The 15,877-nt window shown below is 39.5% G+C and carries 17 protein-coding genes; 10 read left to right on the top strand and 7 right to left on the bottom strand.

Annotation, left to right across the window (positions count from 1 at the left end; all coding sequences use genetic code 11):
- Positions 1-3: 3 nt before the first annotated feature.
- Entirely contained in the window at positions 4-447 is a 444-nt protein-coding gene (locus BMX30_RS08850) for a hypothetical protein (RefSeq protein ID WP_090743879.1), read from the top strand.
- A complete protein-coding gene (locus tag BMX30_RS08845) occupies positions 444-1,145 on the top strand; it encodes a hypothetical protein (protein ID WP_090743876.1) in 702 nt (233 codons plus the stop codon). Before BMX30_RS08850 ends, BMX30_RS08845 begins: the two co-directional genes overlap by 4 nt.
- 110 nt (positions 1,146-1,255) lie before the next feature.
- Here the strand turns inward: BMX30_RS08845 and BMX30_RS08840 are convergent, their stop codons facing one another.
- The 6 genes from BMX30_RS08840 to BMX30_RS08810 form a co-directional block, all read right to left on the bottom strand.
- Positions 1,256-1,810, bottom strand: coding sequence for an RNA polymerase sigma factor (locus BMX30_RS08840; protein ID WP_090743873.1), 555 nt, complete (start codon positions 1,808-1,810; stop codon positions 1,256-1,258).
- A 117-nt stretch (positions 1,811-1,927) separates the two neighbouring features.
- Entirely contained in the window at positions 1,928-3,151 is a 1,224-nt protein-coding gene (locus tag BMX30_RS08835; RefSeq protein ID WP_090743870.1) for a hypothetical protein, read from the bottom strand.
- Between the two features lie 12 nt (positions 3,152-3,163).
- Entirely contained in the window at positions 3,164-3,997 is an 834-nt protein-coding gene (locus BMX30_RS08830) for a hypothetical protein (RefSeq protein ID WP_090743867.1), read from the bottom strand.
- A complete protein-coding gene (locus tag BMX30_RS08825; protein WP_090743865.1) occupies positions 3,994-4,683 on the bottom strand; it encodes an ATP-binding cassette domain-containing protein in 690 nt (229 codons plus the stop codon). Before BMX30_RS08825 ends, BMX30_RS08830 begins: the two co-directional genes overlap by 4 nt.
- Before the next feature lie 2 nt (positions 4,684-4,685).
- Positions 4,686-5,066, bottom strand: a complete 381-nt coding sequence (locus BMX30_RS08820; RefSeq protein ID WP_090743862.1) for a GntR family transcriptional regulator — start codon at positions 5,064-5,066, stop codon at positions 4,686-4,688.
- 551 nt (positions 5,067-5,617) lie between these two features.
- Positions 5,618-5,926 (bottom strand): hypothetical protein, encoded by a 309-nt coding sequence (locus tag BMX30_RS08810; protein WP_090743857.1) that lies wholly within the window; start codon positions 5,924-5,926, stop codon positions 5,618-5,620.
- Between the two features lie 279 nt (positions 5,927-6,205).
- On the opposite strand from BMX30_RS08810, the gene BMX30_RS08805 reads away from it, so the two are divergent.
- The 8 genes from BMX30_RS08805 (at position 6,206) to BMX30_RS08770 (ending at position 14,120) form a co-directional block, all read left to right on the top strand.
- On the top strand, positions 6,206-6,658 hold the full coding sequence (locus tag BMX30_RS08805; protein WP_090743855.1) for a CBO0543 family protein: 453 nt from the start codon (positions 6,206-6,208) through the stop codon (positions 6,656-6,658).
- Positions 6,659-6,930: 272 nt separating this feature from the next.
- Positions 6,931-7,398, top strand: a complete 468-nt coding sequence (locus BMX30_RS08800) for a hypothetical protein (RefSeq protein ID WP_090743852.1) — start codon at positions 6,931-6,933, stop codon at positions 7,396-7,398.
- A gap of 325 nt (positions 7,399-7,723) precedes the next feature.
- Positions 7,724-9,349 (top strand): ATP-binding protein, encoded by a 1,626-nt coding sequence (locus tag BMX30_RS08795; RefSeq protein ID WP_090743849.1) that lies wholly within the window; start codon positions 7,724-7,726, stop codon positions 9,347-9,349.
- Between the two features lie 2 nt (positions 9,350-9,351).
- The gene (locus BMX30_RS08790; RefSeq protein ID WP_090743847.1) at positions 9,352-10,077 is read left to right on the top strand and encodes a response regulator; all 726 of its coding nucleotides are present in this window, start codon (positions 9,352-9,354) and stop codon (positions 10,075-10,077) included.
- 171 nt (positions 10,078-10,248) lie between these two features.
- Positions 10,249-11,586, top strand: coding sequence for a CitMHS family transporter (locus BMX30_RS08785; protein WP_090743844.1), 1,338 nt, complete (start codon positions 10,249-10,251; stop codon positions 11,584-11,586).
- Between the two features lie 173 nt (positions 11,587-11,759).
- On the top strand, positions 11,760-12,563 hold the full coding sequence (locus BMX30_RS08780; RefSeq protein ID WP_244532540.1) for a fumarylacetoacetate hydrolase family protein: 804 nt from the start codon (positions 11,760-11,762) through the stop codon (positions 12,561-12,563).
- A 118-nt stretch (positions 12,564-12,681) separates the two neighbouring features.
- On the top strand, positions 12,682-13,608 hold the full coding sequence (locus BMX30_RS08775; protein WP_090743840.1) for an AEC family transporter: 927 nt from the start codon (positions 12,682-12,684) through the stop codon (positions 13,606-13,608).
- A 218-nt stretch (positions 13,609-13,826) separates the two neighbouring features.
- Positions 13,827-14,120, top strand: coding sequence for an antibiotic biosynthesis monooxygenase family protein (locus BMX30_RS08770; protein WP_090743837.1), 294 nt, complete (start codon positions 13,827-13,829; stop codon positions 14,118-14,120).
- A gap of 468 nt (positions 14,121-14,588) precedes the next feature.
- Here BMX30_RS08770 and BMX30_RS08765 read toward each other — a convergent pair whose 3' ends face one another.
- Positions 14,589-15,215: a histidine phosphatase family protein gene (locus BMX30_RS08765; RefSeq protein WP_170843834.1), complete on the bottom strand. Its 627-nt coding sequence runs from the start codon at positions 15,213-15,215 to the stop codon at positions 14,589-14,591.
- Between the last annotated feature and the right edge of the window lie 662 nt (positions 15,216-15,877).

Here is a 15,877-nt window from a genome sequence, read left to right as displayed (position 1 = left end):
GTGATGCGAAAAATACTAGGGAGTACGTTGGCGTTTATATATTTACTCTTTCCAATGAGCTTGGTCCTGCTTATTCTCATTTTTACCCCATTGATGTTTTTTTCGTATGTTAGTGCCATTCGAACTTCTGGGTTTGCAGGGCCGGATACAGCTCTTTCGATGATTGGGCTAAGTGGCTTTGTGATTGGACTTTCATTACTGATTTCACCTCTTCGGAGAATCTACGGTGTTTTTCCGTGGTTGTATCCTTTTGTGAAGATATTTTTTGTTGGCATGATTATTTTAAATATTGGCATCTCCATCCTGAATGTTGGTTATCAGACGGTAAGTGATACGAGGCAAACATTATTTTTTATCTTAATGGTTGTTTTTGTTGTCCTTGGACGGCTAGGGATGAGTTTCTATTTTCATCGGAATCCTGTTCTTGAAGAAGGTGAGGAAGCATGAGGCAGAATCAAAAGGATTTGCGAGAACGGATCAAACGTGCGAAAGAAAAATCAAAGCATGCTGCACAAATGAATGCTAATGAGGAAAATCAGGCTGATGATGAGTTGGGATATGATGAAGTCCAGCAGGGAAAGGCTGGACAGATTCTCGAACAAGGGAAAGAGCAGGATGGAGTACCTAATGATAAGGGACGAGGATTCCACGGGAAACAATTAAAAGGGATGAAGCGGTTAGGGTATCTTGCGATCGCCATTGGAGTGGTGGCGATGTTCTTTACGAATACGGCAACAGTGGATACATCTGAGTCGGCAAAAAATGCCCTTGAAAATCAGGTGTCAACAGGCATATCTGCCGGTGTCGTACTCCTTCAAGAGGATGAAAACCTTGGGGCACAGGATTATACGATTACTCATTCCTCTGATGCGGATGAGACGAAAATTTGGGTATGGGATTATGCGGCAGAGGATGGCGACTATGTACAAGTTTTGGTTGATGGTACGCCCAGTTCGGAGTCATTTATGATTCAGCATCAACCAAAGGAACTCATGGTGCCGTCAACTGGATCCGTCCAAATCAAAGGCATTCGTGATGGTGGTGGGGGGATTACCTATGCCGTGCGATATGACATGAATGGAACCAGTTATTTTAATACCGCGCCTGAGGGCGAGTTTAATACCTATGAGTTGGTGAGGGAGTAGGTTTGTAGGCGCGGGATGGAGGGGTAGGTTATGTCCCGCACAAATACATATAATTTAACAGGTGACAGACACCTTCCAGATAATTGGAGGGTGCCTGTCACCTGTTTTTGCTAATACATCTCTCTCAACATCTTCTTTGCCCGAGAAAGCCTTGTTTTAATTGTCGAGAGATTTAATTTTAAATGGGTTTCGATTTCTTTTAACGATTGGCCCTTAAAGTAGTAGAGAGTAAGGACTTCCTCATACATCGAAGGGAGTAGGCTTAATTTGTTTCTGAGTTCTTCCTTCTCGCAAATGTTTAAAACCTCAGTTTCAGGTGTGCGGACCACAGCAATATGAGACTGCTCGAAATCTTCATGAAGGAAATCTCGTTGACGGGATCTCTTTCGTAAAAAATCAATACAATGATTGACCGCGATTCGATACATCCACGAATACAGAGAACAATCGCCATTAAATTTTTTGCGAGATAGATAGCATTTGACGAGGATTTCATGGGAAAGGTCTTCCGCCAAATAGCGATCTTTTACAAAAGAAAATGCGAGGCCATACATTTTCTTTTGATATTCTTTATAGAGCTCATTCACTTTTTGTTCATTCATTCCTTGGTCCAATATGGCTTGATCTGAGTTTGTGTTCACCACAGCCTCTTCTATAACCGGCATGGTTTAACAGCTCCTTTTATCCTCGTTTGCTAGAAGGAAAGAACCATTCTCTCTCCGCTCAAAACAAGGGAACGGTCCCTCCATTTTCCTAAGGGCGGTTGGAACCTTTATCCACTTCTATTCCACAAGCATTTCATGCAGGTATAATTCGTATTGGTTCTTTGCCTTAGGATCGTCTAAAGTGATTTGTCCTTTAAAAAGGATGTCTCCGGTTTCCACATCTGCAACGATGACATCTGCAGCATTAATGTTTAATTTTGGAGTTAATTGCTGGCCAGATAGATAGAGTTTCCCGTCCTTTATCGTTGTCATTGGAGCAGACCCATGTCCATCTTCACCTGATAGTTGGAGCCTATACTCTTCACCAGCTTGGCCGTCTGCTAAATGATACGGAGTGACGAAGATTTCTTGTCCCTCTATTCCAATAAAATAAATGGTAGAGCCATCAAAGAAGCTAAGCTCGCTATTGAATGGCAAGTCTGACACAGAGATGCTTTCTTTCTCTTTTGTTGCTAAATTGTAGGAAATGACCTCTTGTTTCACCACTTCTTCTCGGTACGATTCAGGGTCATGAATCACTTTTATTTCCTTTTGTAGAAGAATCATGTGGTCATTTGCTTCTGTCGGACTTGTTCGAATGACTTGTGCTACGATGTGGTTCCCTTCTTGCCCTTCTGGAACCTGGGAAAAGGTGTCATCATTGCTTAATGTCTGATTAGCTAAATCGATGGTATAGACATGTTTTTCATCAAACGAGCCTTCAGGATTTCGAATCATGTTATTCGTGATGATGTATAACTCGTCCTCAATTATTTGTAAATCTTCCATATAAGCATAGTCCATATTTTCACTATCTGGAATATCGACCGTAAATGACTGCACGCTAGCATCTTCTTTGTTTAAAATCGAGATAGGAAATTTAAAATCATGCGAATGGAACGAATCAGTTTTATAATCAACATCTGCGTAGGCCAGAAACTGATTGTTCTCAAAAAAGGAGTTTACGTTTAACCCTTTGCCACGCATAAATGAACGATACTTTTCCTGATATTCCTTAATCACTGCCGGCGGCTCTCCGATGATCTGGTCGAGAAAACTACGACGCTCATATGTAGAACCTTCCGAACTGATTTTTACATCCGTACTTGTATAATCCATCGAGGAAGTATCTGAATAATAACCCACTAACTTCAATGGTTCGATCTCTTTTGCATCACCGCTTTGTGTGTCAATCACAAACTCTGGATGATTTGCTTCTGACGTAACAGATTTTACATAGAAAGTCCCAATACTAAGGATAATCACAACAAGGATGCTCATAAACTTCCAGTATTTTCTCATTTTAACCACTCCTTATACGGTGACCTTATTCTTTAATAAGAATCCACTCACCCAAATAGATGCCGCGAATACAATCAAACCCATGACGATTTCAAGGACAAATAATTCAATTGGATAAAAATAACTATTTAGAACGAACTCGTGTAAAAGTAGTGGCAAAATCAACACAATCACAGCGATGCCACCATATAGAAGGCCCGCAAATATTCCTTTCCACTTGAAACTTCTTTCAAATAAGATCCCGGTGAAGAGAATAGAGACAGCCAACAATCCTAAACCATAATGGAAGATAAATTGCATGATGCTACTTGGATAAATGAGCGTTAATTCAGGCATCGTCGTTAGAACTTCCACCACACCCATATCCAATCTGAATTCATCCGGAACCATAGCTTTCATAACCAACATCTCAATTGGGATGATTATGAGTTGAACGGCGACAAAACCAAATGTCATGATAAGAATCGTTGTAATCTTTGCAAAGAAAATATTCAACCTTGATGTAGGGAGCATTAATAGTCGGTAAATAAATGTGTTTTTCCCAATCCAATCACGATACCAAATAAAAAAGATATAAAACGCAACCCCGGCGATACACAACGCGATGGGGCCGAAGAACCAGGAGCTTCTTGCGATTTGTAAAAAGCTCATTTGACCGAAATTTTCAAGAAACTCCGCCTGTGGCATCATTTCTTTATACATTTTTTCATTCGCCATGTTCAGATAACTTCTTGATTGCACAACCACGCCGATCATTTGGGCAACAAATGTGATGCCTAGTAGAACCGTAAAGAGCTTCGCAATCCGGTTAAATTCAAAATTAACGAGTTGCAAGTAATTTTTCATTTTTGATACACCTCTCTCATCACGTCAATGACAGACTTTCCTTCCTTTTCACGTGCCTCTTCTGCACTAAATTCCTTTGTTACCAAGCCGTCATCTAGGAGAACAACCTTATCAAGCAAATGTTCAATATCTCCGATTTCATGTGTCGTGATGATCACGCCGCGATTCTCGATCAAATGGCTGGTAAACACATTGGCAATTTCCTCTCGGCTGAACAGATCAATTCCCGAGAACGGTTCGTCCATTAAGACATAATCAACATCAAGTGCTAAACCTAGTAAAAGATTCACCTTTGCGGTATTTCCTTTTGATAGCGAAGAGATTCGATTGCTTGGGTCTAATCGAAAGAAACCGAGCAACTCGTTGGCACGCTTCTGATTCCAGCAAGTATAAAAGTCTTTCATAAACTCCATGGCCTCATTTATTGTCATGTTTGGAAGCATCGTCAGGCTATCCGGGATAAAGGTGATTTTCTCAAATGAATGTTTATCAATCGGTTTCCCGTCGATTAAAATCTGTCCTTTCTGAAAGGGGGTAAGTGCCATGATTGCCTTTAAAATCGTTGTTTTCCCGACGCCATTTATTCCTATTAAACAAGTGATTTCACCCTTATTCGCCGTAAAAGAAACGCCTTTTAAAATTTTCTTCAGGCCGTATCTCTTTTCAACCCCTTTTACTTCAATCATGTTTAAACCTCCTTCTCACTGTTTTCTGTGTACTTTTCCTTTACCAAGTCAAGCAGCTCCTCGACTGGAACATTAATGGAACGAACAGATGTCACAAACTGATCAACGGCTTCGACTAATAGCTCGGTTCTCACCTGACCTAATATCTTGTTATCTGTCGTGATTTTACTTGGGTGATTCTTCTCTGTATAAATCAAACCTTGTTCCTCCATTTCCTTGTACGCTCGTTGCGCTGTGTTCGGATTCACTTTCATTCTATTTGCCAGCTCCCGTCTTGACGGGATTTCCTGTCCAGGCTCTAATTCACCAATGGCAATCTTCTCCTTAAAATAACGGACAATCTGCAAATAAACCGGATCACGATTATTAAAATTCACATTCATGGATACAACTCCTATCCTTTCGATACCACTGAAGTGTGTGTATTAAGTAGTTCATACACTTGTTATAGGTGTATTATATGGTTAATACACTTGAGGTGTCAAGAGGGGGATGGACACAAAATACTTTTTTAAAAAGATGGGGACGGTTCCTGTTTTGCCTTGCTTGATAACCTTCGAGATACACCAAGTTCGTCCTGGTGTTTACTATTCTAAATTCACTATGTGCTAAATTCAAAGATAACACTAGTTGCGCTCGTCCAATATATTTCCTGAATATTTGTTTGGGTACCCGTAACAGTCTTTTAAGGATGTTCCCTTCTACCTACAGCAGGAGGGATGAGCTTATTGAACTATCAAATATATTTGCTAGACTTCGTGCTTGTTAGGAAAGAGTATGATTTCGTTTTGGGACATGGAAAAGGAATTTGGGGGTGTCCTGCTATCGGGGAGTATTTTACACGGGGGGAAGTGAAAGATAGAATAGAGGGTCGGTTCCTCAACGAAGTAGAGTTTACTTCACTGGGGGACCGACCCTGGTTTTTTAATAACCCCTAAGTAGTGATTTGCTTAATCCATAAATACCGATGACGCCCAAAGGTGATAAACCACCATACTGCGAGGAATTTAAGGCCGCTTAATCCTCCGCATGTAAATTCCAATGTTTCTTCCTCTTGGACTTCAAATTCAATTTTGTTACTAGTGCACCAATCAATTTTTAGATAGAGGGTATGGAAACCTGGACTTATTGAGGTTTCAAGTGTACCTCCTGATCCCAAAGAGCCAACCTCTTTCTCATCTACGATTACTTTATAATCTCTGAGTCTATCAGGATAGCTTGTTTCACGTTTTATTCGAATCATTCAAAAATCCCTTTCTTATTAGTTAGTATCTGTGGTTATAAGTTAGGATAGTGTCCTCAACAAACATCGATACTACTAGACTAACATAATTATCCAATTTATTGGTATAGGTGACTTAAGATGGAACTGAAAATTTCACTATTTTTTGGTGGGATTGGGGTGTTTAGTCCAACCAGCTTTTTTTATCGAACTCCTCCATAAACGTTTCTATTGTTTAGTTCATTGTACCTAGGGCAACAATGTCTAGTATGAATTCATATACCGAGGAAGGAACACTGTATGGTTTTCTTACTTTTTTCTATTGTCGTTTTTATCATAGTGGCTTTATTCGCTTCAAAGAAGTTACCTAGGCATGAGTTATACGCAATTGCCCTGTTTTCTATTGTGTTAGGTTTTTCTACTGATATCACGTTAGATCTTAAATATGATTTTTATGGTTATTTTAAAACTGGGGTAGATTTCGCTGGCTTTTTGCCAATTTTGTTCATTTTTCCTACTTCAGGTGTTCTATTTATGAACCTTTTTCCTTTTCGTCAACCGATTGGGAAACAGCTACTGTATCTATTGGGTTGGACTGTATTCAGCCTAATTTTTGAATATCTATCCATTGCCTCAGGGTATTTTTATCACAACGGTTGGAACTATTGGTTATCTGCGGTTACTTACCCTTTTTTACTTTTATTTCAGCTACTTCATCTCAAAATACTTAGGGTGTATTTAGGGAGTGATTAGCTTCTATTGTTAATGAAAAAGAGAGTGGTTAACATTTGATAGGGCTATGCACTGTGGGAATTGCGGGGTTTTTTAGAATGAGTATTGTATTGGCTGCCACGTGCTATGTCGTCTCGGATTTTCTTGTTTATCAAGTGTGTTGTACATGAGTGTGGATCAAGATTATTCGAACTTTAGTAAAAGAAACTACCGAAATTATCAAAGTTACTTTAAAAATATGGTGGATTTTTAGTAGCGTTAATTTATAATATCAGGTAGGAGGTGAGAGAGCCATGAATGAAGAAAAAATCGAAAGTATGTTATCACAGTTAATTAAGATGGTAGGTAACATTCACACTGAACAAATAGAAACGAAGCAAGAACAGCAAGAAATGAAACAAGAACTACGAGAAATGAAGCAAGAACAGCAAGAAATGAAACAAGAACTACGAGAAATGAAGCAAGAACAGCAAGGAATGAAACAAGAACTACAAGGAATGAAGTCAGAACAGCAAGGAATGAAACAAGAACTACGAGAAATGAAGCAAGAACAGCAAGGAATGAAACAAGACCTACAAGAAATGAAACAAGACCAAATAAATATTCAAGAAAAGCTTCAAGAACTAGAGAAAAAGGCAGAAGAACGGCATAAAGAGATACTAGAGCGCTTTACGAAAATCGAGACGGATCAAGACTTTATTTGGGAGAAAACTGCGAGGCAGGAAAGAGAAATTGCCCAGATTAAAGGACGATTAAGTTAACTTCATTAAATCTCCAAAATCACTTACTTCAAAGATTCCTTGGTGCCAGACACCATCCAGAAATATGAAAAATTGATTCCTCCAATTATATGGCCCACATTTAAAATACTAAACACAAAAATCCCCTGTTGTAGTTGAAATAGGGGACTTTTTTATGCAAAGTATTGTTTATCCCTCCTTATTTTTCCCTATTATAAGGCTGGAAATGTTAGAAAACTATATAGCCAGCAGTATAGAAGAATACTATAATCAGACAAGGGGAAACTCCCAATGCATTTCATCCATCACTTTCCAAATAACTACCCAGGTCAGGTGAGAAATCAGTATGGAACAGACTTTGCGAAACAATAAAAAACGAGGATTGTATCCAAAAGTGAGATTTACTTTAAGGCTAAAAATGATTGCGCTGATGACCTTGTTGATTTTCGGGGTGTTTTCCATTTTTGTTGTATTCCTGAATCAGTTCATTTCCAATATCATTGAAGACCAGGTAGGGAAACGGGCATTAAATTTGGCCCATAGTATCTCCTATATGCCAGAGATCAAGGAAGCGTTTCACTTGGAAGATCCTTCCTCGGTTATACAAGCCATTGTGAATCCTATTAAAGAAACAACCGGAGCTGAATTTATTGTGGTTGGGGACAGCCAAGGAATCAGATACTCTCATCCAAATCCCAGCCGGATTGGAGAAAAAATGGTAGGAGGAGACAATGACCGAGCCCTGCTCTTTGGCCAATCCTATGTTTCAAAAAAGAGCGGAACACTTGGGTTATCCATCCGGGGGAAGGCGCCAATCTACTCAGATGGGGAAATCGTGGGTGTCGTTTCCGTTGGCTATTTGAATGAGAATGTGCAGAACATTATTACCAATCAAAGCAAATCCATTTGGTATACACTTGGGATTGTTTTACTGATTGGGATCATTGGAGCCATTGTGATTTCCTCTTATATTAAAAGAGTTTTGTTTCATCTAGAACCAGAAGAAATTTCTTATCTTTATTTACAGAACGAGGCGATTTTACAATCTACACATGAAGGGATTATCGCCATTGATAACAGAGGAATCATTCAAGCTACCAATTCAGCTGCAAAACAAATCATTAGCAGGGATAAAGGACAAGAAGATTATTTTGGAGCATCGATACAAGAGGTTATACCGGGTTTTCATTCTTTTGGAGAGAAGTTTAATGACAGAGAAATGGTCCTAGGCGAAAACATTGTTCTTGTGAACCAAACCCCATTATATAGTGATAATTCGATCACGGGTGCTGTTTTTACTTTTCGTAAAAAAAGCGAGTTACAGATGATGACAGAAGAATTGTCGCGAATCAAGCAATATGCGAACGCCCAACGAGCGCTGACGCATGAGCATTCCAATAAGCTCCATATCATCCTTGGACTATTGATTCATAATAAGTTGCCAGAGGCGATTGAGTTTATCAAAAAAGAAAATAATCTTCAAAGTAAACGGGTCAAGTTTTTAACAGAAAAAGTATCCGATCCCTTAATTCATGCTTTATTACAGGGGAAATTCAATCAAGCACAAGAGTTGGGCATCACCTTATCTATTCAACCTGATAGCCATCTTGATTTTCATTTTAATGAAAACCAAAAAGACGCGATTTTAACAGCCTTAGGCAATGTCATTGAAAATGCATTCGATGAAGTCAGAGAATCTAAAGACAGGAAAAAGGAAGTTTCTATTTTCTTTTCTGATTTGGGTGATGATGTCATTTTTGAGATCGAGGATTCGGGCAATGGAATAAGAGACCAGGACTATCCGCACCTATTTGAACAGGGTTTTTCTACTAAGAAAGGGCAGCACCGAGGTACGGGATTAGCGTTATCAAGGCAAGTGTTGCAAGAGATTGGCGGAGAGATTTATTTGGAAGAAGGAGATTTGGGAGGAGCTTGTTTTATCATAAGCATACCAAAAGACATGAGGGGATAAACATGACTGAAATATATTCTGTGCTAATCATAGAGGATGATTTTAGGGTGGCTGAAGTGAATCGGCAATATGTTGAAAAGGTAGAAGGATTTACGGTCCAACATGTGGCTAGCAGTGGGAAGGAGGCGCTCACTTACCTTAAAGGGGCGAAAACGATTCCGGATCTGATTTTATTGGATGTGTACATACCTGATGTTGAGGGATTGGACCTTCTTTGGCAGATTCGCACTAGCTATCGTCAAATCGATCTCATTGTCGTAACCGCTGCCAAGGAAGTAGGCATCATCCAAGAAGCGTTACGCGGCGGGATTTTTGACTATATTGTCAAACCATTTGACCATGTACGGTTTGAACAAACTTTAATGAGATATCAAGATTTCCGGCAGCACCTGGATGCTAACAAAGAATTAAGCCAGGAGGAAATTGATTTCATTAAGGGAAATAAGGAGTCTTTACGTTCTATTTCTGCTTCTACAACAAACAGTCATCATCCAAAAGGGATTGACCCAATTACCCTAAATGAAATAACTACTTTGTTTGAGGAAAAGAAAGTGGAGGAAATTACGGCGGTAGAGCTTAGTACCGAAATTGGTGCAAGTCGATCCACTGCTCGCAGGTATTTGGAATATTTGGTGCTCACCAATAAAATCGAAACAAAATTAATTTATGGAAGTGTCGGAAGACCGGAGCGAAAATATGTCCTTCGTGAAACTTATGAACAAAATTAATCTTATGCGTATTATTTTACTTATGTAGTCATTATTTCACCATCCCTTCCTATGTGGTAATTTTTTATTAATCTAAAAATTTAGATATGTTTCTCGTACTCTCCTAGTATGCGCTAGCATCTATAAAACTAGTTAGTAGAGAAAATACATCATGTAGGAAGGGGACAGGTTATGAGTTTAAGTTTGATTGGTTTTATGATTATCTTCGTTATTGTTGCCTTGCTTATTAGTGGAAAAGTGACGCCGATTGTTGCGATGGTTTTACCTCCGATTATTGGGGCACTGCTAGCGGGCTTTGCCTTTTCGGAAATAGGTGTGTTTTTTGAAGAGGGAATTGGTTCTGTCGTTTCCATTGCCATCATGTTTATTTTTGCAATCATTTTCTTTGGAATCATGCAAGATGTGGGACTTTTTGATCCGATGATCAATAAAATGGTAGCCCTTACAAGGGGGAATGTGATTACGGTTTGTATTGTAACCGTTTTTATCGCGGCCGTTGCTCAATTAGATGGATCGGGTGCTTCTACCTTCTTAATTACCATTCCCGCCCTTCTTCCATTATACAAACGTCTGAACATGAATCCGTATTTACTCTTACTCCTTATTGCGGGAAGTGCGGGTATGGTTAACATGCTTCCATGGGCTGGGCCGCTTGGACGAACAGCTTCCGTACTTGGAATGGATGTCACCGAATTATGGCGACCCCTGATTCCGATTCAAATTATCGGGATGGTCATCATGGTACTTCTAGCTGTTTTCCTTGGAATGCGTGAAAAACGTCGAATTGAAAGAATGTATGGTTCCTTAGAAGTCGCAGCCGCAGTTGAATTGGCGTACGAAGAAGAGGAACAGAACGATACAGAACACGATGAAAAGAAAAACAGTTTAGCTCGTCCAAAACTGCTGTGGATCAATGCAATCATTGCTTTAGCGGTGATTGGGGTGCTTATGACAGGCATTATTCCCGCTGGATTAGCGTTTATGATTGGTGTGAGTATTGCACTTCCTATTAACTTTCCGAATGTGAAAGACCAGATGGGGAGAATTCGCGAACATGCACCGAATGCCTTAACCATGGCAACGATTATTCTTGCAGCGGGTCTGTTTTTAGGAATCCTTGATGGGACAGGAATGTTAAATGCCATCGCCAATGATATCGTAGGAGTCCTTCCGGGAACGATCGCCCCGTATCTCCATTTAATTGTTGGTTTCTTAGGGGTTCCATTTGATTTATTATTAAGTACAGATGCTTATTACTTTGCGTTATTGCCTGTCGTCGACCAAATAGCAACAGGATTTGGAATCGATTCTTTATCGACCGCTTATGCGATGATTATTGGGAATATTGTTGGGAAATTTGTTAGTCCTTTAGCACCAGCAGTCTGGCTAGCTCTTGGTTTATCTGGATTAGAAATGGGACGTCATATTCGCTACTCTCTATTTTGGCTGTGGGGGATTAGTCTTGTTTTAATCGCCATGGCTGTATTCATCGGGATTATAGCTGTGTAATAGGATTGAAGTGGTACAATTATGTATAGGGTTGTATGCGAAGGTAAATTTGGTAGGACTCAGCTGAATAGGTATGTCCTAAAGCCTCGCCTTTATGGATGGTTTGGTTTTGTGTGGGAACAACTAGAATATACATGCTGTGAGAAGAGCATGAGTACGGAGATGGTAAGGAAATGTCAATGAAAGTAATGCAAAAAACGAAAACGATTGTTCGTTATCAAAATCAAAGTGGCCAAGAGTACTACGGAGTGGTTGAAGACGGTAAAATCTTTCAATTAAACAGCAGCTTCGATGAAGTGATCAACCATCAATTCGAATTTGATGGGGTAAAATGGAACCTGGAAGATGTCAAGATCATGCCCCCTGTAAAACCTCAAAAAGTGGTTAATTTTGGCTGGACCTATGCCGAACACGCAAAAGAGACTGGCGGGGAGGCCAATCTGAAGGAGCCGTTTTTATTTTTAAAACCGACCACTAGCTTGATTCCAAACGAGGGGGAAATCGTCCTTCCTCCGGAACGTTTAACGAAGCAGGTTGAGTTGGAGGGGGAAGTGGCTCTCGTTATTGGAAAACGAGGGAAGTATATAAAGGAAGAAGAAGCCTTAGATTATGTGTTTGGCTGTACGATCTTCAATGATGTGACGGCTAGGGATCTAACAAAAACAGATCCCCAATTTACACGAGGCAAGGGTTTTGACACATTTGGACCGTTGGGACCTTGGATTGTAACAGGTTTGGATCCAACGAATTTACGAATTGTTACCACTTTAAACGATGAAGTCGTACAAGATGGCAATACGAATCAGATGTCCCTTTCGATTCCTTATCTGATCAGTTGGGTGTCACAGGTTATGACATTAGAGCCAGGTGATGTTCTAGCTACCGGTTCCCCTTCCGGCAGTTGTCCGATGAAATCGGGGGACGTCGTAACGGTGGAGGTTGAGAAAATCGGGAAGCTGCGTAATTATGTAAAATAAATAAGGGAAAAACGAACTTTAGCATTCACTAAAGTTCGTTTTTTATCGTAGGCTTGGCTCGTCTAAGGATAAGGTACTTCAAGTTTTTTTAATAGAGAAAGAGAAAGGGGGCGAGAGTATGCAACTGATTGGGTCCATTATCCTGAATATCATTACGCCTGTCTTTATTCTTATTGGTGCAGGTGCTTTCTTACATAGGAAATTCAAGTTTGATTTGAATACACTGTCTAAATTAACTACCTATTTGCTGCTTCCAGTCATTGGTTTTGTCAATATCTATGAAAGTCGAATTAGTGCTGAAATGCTCTTGTCTATTTTTTTCTTTTGGGCCTGTCAGAGCGTTAGTCTGATTTTTTTGACGGAGGGTGTGGCAAGAATTTTTAAGTTTGATAAAAAACTAGCTTCTACCTATAAAAACAGTGTGGTACTTAATAACTCCGGAAATTTTGGACTCCCTGTAAGCCAACTTGTCTTCGTAGGAAATCCGGTTGGGCAGTCCATTCAGATTCTCATGATGGTCTTCCAAAATCTCCTGACCTATACCTATGGTTTGGTCAATTCTATTTCTGCGAACACCACTGACTTCCGGGGGATTATGAAAGAGTTCCTCAAGATTCCAATCCTTTATGCCTTATTGCTTGGATTGATTTTACACGCTTTTTCGATTCCACTTCCTGACTTTTTGTGGAATCCGATCACCAGTGTGGCGGACGCATTTCTCGCAGTTGCGTTAATTACACTTGGAGCACAGAGCGCCTACTTAAAATTTCATAAATTATCTCTGCCGCTTATTCTTAGTTTGAGTGGACGGCTAATCATTTCTCCAGCCGTAGCTTTAGTGATCATTTTTGCTTTGAAATTGGACGGTACACTTGCCCAGGGATTATTGATTGCGAGTTCCTTTCCGTCTTCGCGAAACAGTGCGCTATTTGCATTAGAATACAATAATTACCCTGAATACGCGGCACAAACCGTCATCGTCTCCACAATAGCCAGCAGTATAACCGTTACCTTTGTTGTTTACTTATCCAAGATCTTATTTTGATGCCGGATCAATAAAATAGGTAGTTCCTTTTCGGTGGATAAAAATACGAAATAGCATACAAAATCGCAACCCAAATAACCTAGTGACGACGTGATAATTCCTATGTTAAATGGTCTACCATTTGCTATTTTGATTTTATAGACCAAGTGGGTAGTTACTAGACTAACGGGCAGTAGTGTTAATAAGCAATGATATGCTTTTTAAAAGGGGGAGATTAGTTGATTTTAGAAGCAGTTATGCTACAAGTTAAACAAGGGATGGAAGAGGAATATGAGGAAGTATTTCAAGAAGCATCAAAAATCATATCATCAATGCCAGGTTATATAGTTCACGAATTACAACGATGTATGGAAGTTAAGGGGAAATATTTATTGTTGGTGAAGTGGGAAACATTAGCAGACCATACAATTGGATTTCGACAATCGAAAGAGTATCAAGAATGGAAAAAACAACTACATCATTTCTATGATCCATTTCCAACTGTGGAACACTTCGAAAATGTTCCACTTTAATATGTTATTCAACTTTAGATGATAGGAATTGAAAAAGTAAAGAGTGGTAATCAAGTTAAAATTGGCTATTTTTATATAGGTATGGCTATTATTGCGTCAATAGTAATTATTAAAAATCTCTCTGAGAACTTGTTATCTTAAAAGCTTCGTCCTTCCTAAGGTGCTTTAGTTTTATAAATCAATTATAGAAAAAGACGCTTGAAATTAAAAATCCAGGCGTCTTCTGTTTGCTATTTGTACTTATATTCATGGTGATAAACATAGTGTGTTTTATAAGTTATTTCACCTGTTTTAGATTTTCTCCGCAGTATCAGAATTACCTTTTTTGTACATCTTAAGAAAACTTGTGGACGGTCCTTCTGCCTCAAAAGAGGGAGGGGAGCCTTCCACAAGTTTTTTTGGTCGAATGATTGATGGAATTAACTAATGATTTGACACTGTGACAACCCGGATCATAGGGCTTTTTTTTTATTGGGAATGGTCCCTAAAGTCTGTACTCGCAATCGTTTCGACTTCGAATTGATTATGTGTATACCTTACGACTGAGACACCGCAATTATCATGGTGTGGAAAACGAGACATTTGTGCTAATTGCATTAAATAAATACCGATTGTGACTCCGTGTGAGAACACGAGGATGTTTCCGCCTTCGTTTTTATGAGTTTCAATAATCTCTTTAATCATCGAAGTGGTGCGAGTATAGAGCTGGGTGTAGCTTTCGCCTTCTGGTGGAGCCAGGTTCATGTCGTTTAGGGCAAATAATCTTTCGAGGACATCTCCATATCGCTCAGAGATCTCCGATGCTAAAAGAGATTCCAGGGCACCAAAATTCATTTCTTTTAGCCGTGGGTCTGTTTTAGTTGGTAGATTCCTATGACCTACTGCGAAGTTAGCAGTGTCTATGACTCTCTGACTTTCACTAGTGTATACAGCAGTGAATTCAATGTCTTCCAAGCCTTTCCCCACGGACCTCGCTTGAGAAATGCCGCGGTCGGTGAGGGGGGAATCGCAGAATCCCTGTATCCGTTTTTCGGTATTATATTGAGTTTCACCATGACGAACAAAATAAATCTTCACTTCTTTTTCAGAGGACAAGCTATAACACCTTCTTTGTTTTGGGTTGTTGTACCGTGAATGTTTTATATTTATTCATTATATCTTTACTTAGCTAAATAAAACTAGAGGGAAGGGGAGTTCTTTATCTAGATTGGAACATTCATCTCGAACCAAACTACCCGGTTTGCTTAATAAGTCTTAGTGATTGGCGAGCTATACCAGACTTTCACTACGATACCCTCCATATAGCTGCTAATTTTCTCTATTTATTATAGGTATTTTATGGTGGTTGGATCTCAGTCTGGGAGTTAGAGCATGGGAAAAAGGGTCTTTTAGAGGGGATTGGGCGAGGTTTTATGTATCCTTATTAGGTTTGATAAGAAAATAGGGCACTACTAGGGAGGTTTCTGTCATGAACATGCGAGATAGTGTGAAGGGTTTGTGAATTTATAGGGGTGGGGGTAAATTATATTACCCTTAGGGAGAATATAATAAAAGGATGCAAAATTATATTCCCTCTGAGAGACGTTATATTCCCTAAAATGGCACGGATATTCCCTCGAGGAGAATATCTAACATAGTTTATTCTCTCAAGGAGAATATCTAACATAGTTTATTCTCTCAAGGAGAATATCGAACCTAATTTATTCCCCTTAGAGGGAATAAATGGACAGGAAATTCCCCTAGAGGGAATAAAACGC

It is taken from the genome of Mesobacillus persicus (assembly GCF_900109925.1).
GTDB classification, from domain to species: domain Bacteria; phylum Bacillota; class Bacilli; order Bacillales; family Cytobacillaceae; genus Mesobacillus_B; species Mesobacillus_B persicus.
The sequence above is the reverse complement of the archived record's forward strand: the minus strand, read 5'-3'. Positions and strand labels throughout refer to the sequence as shown.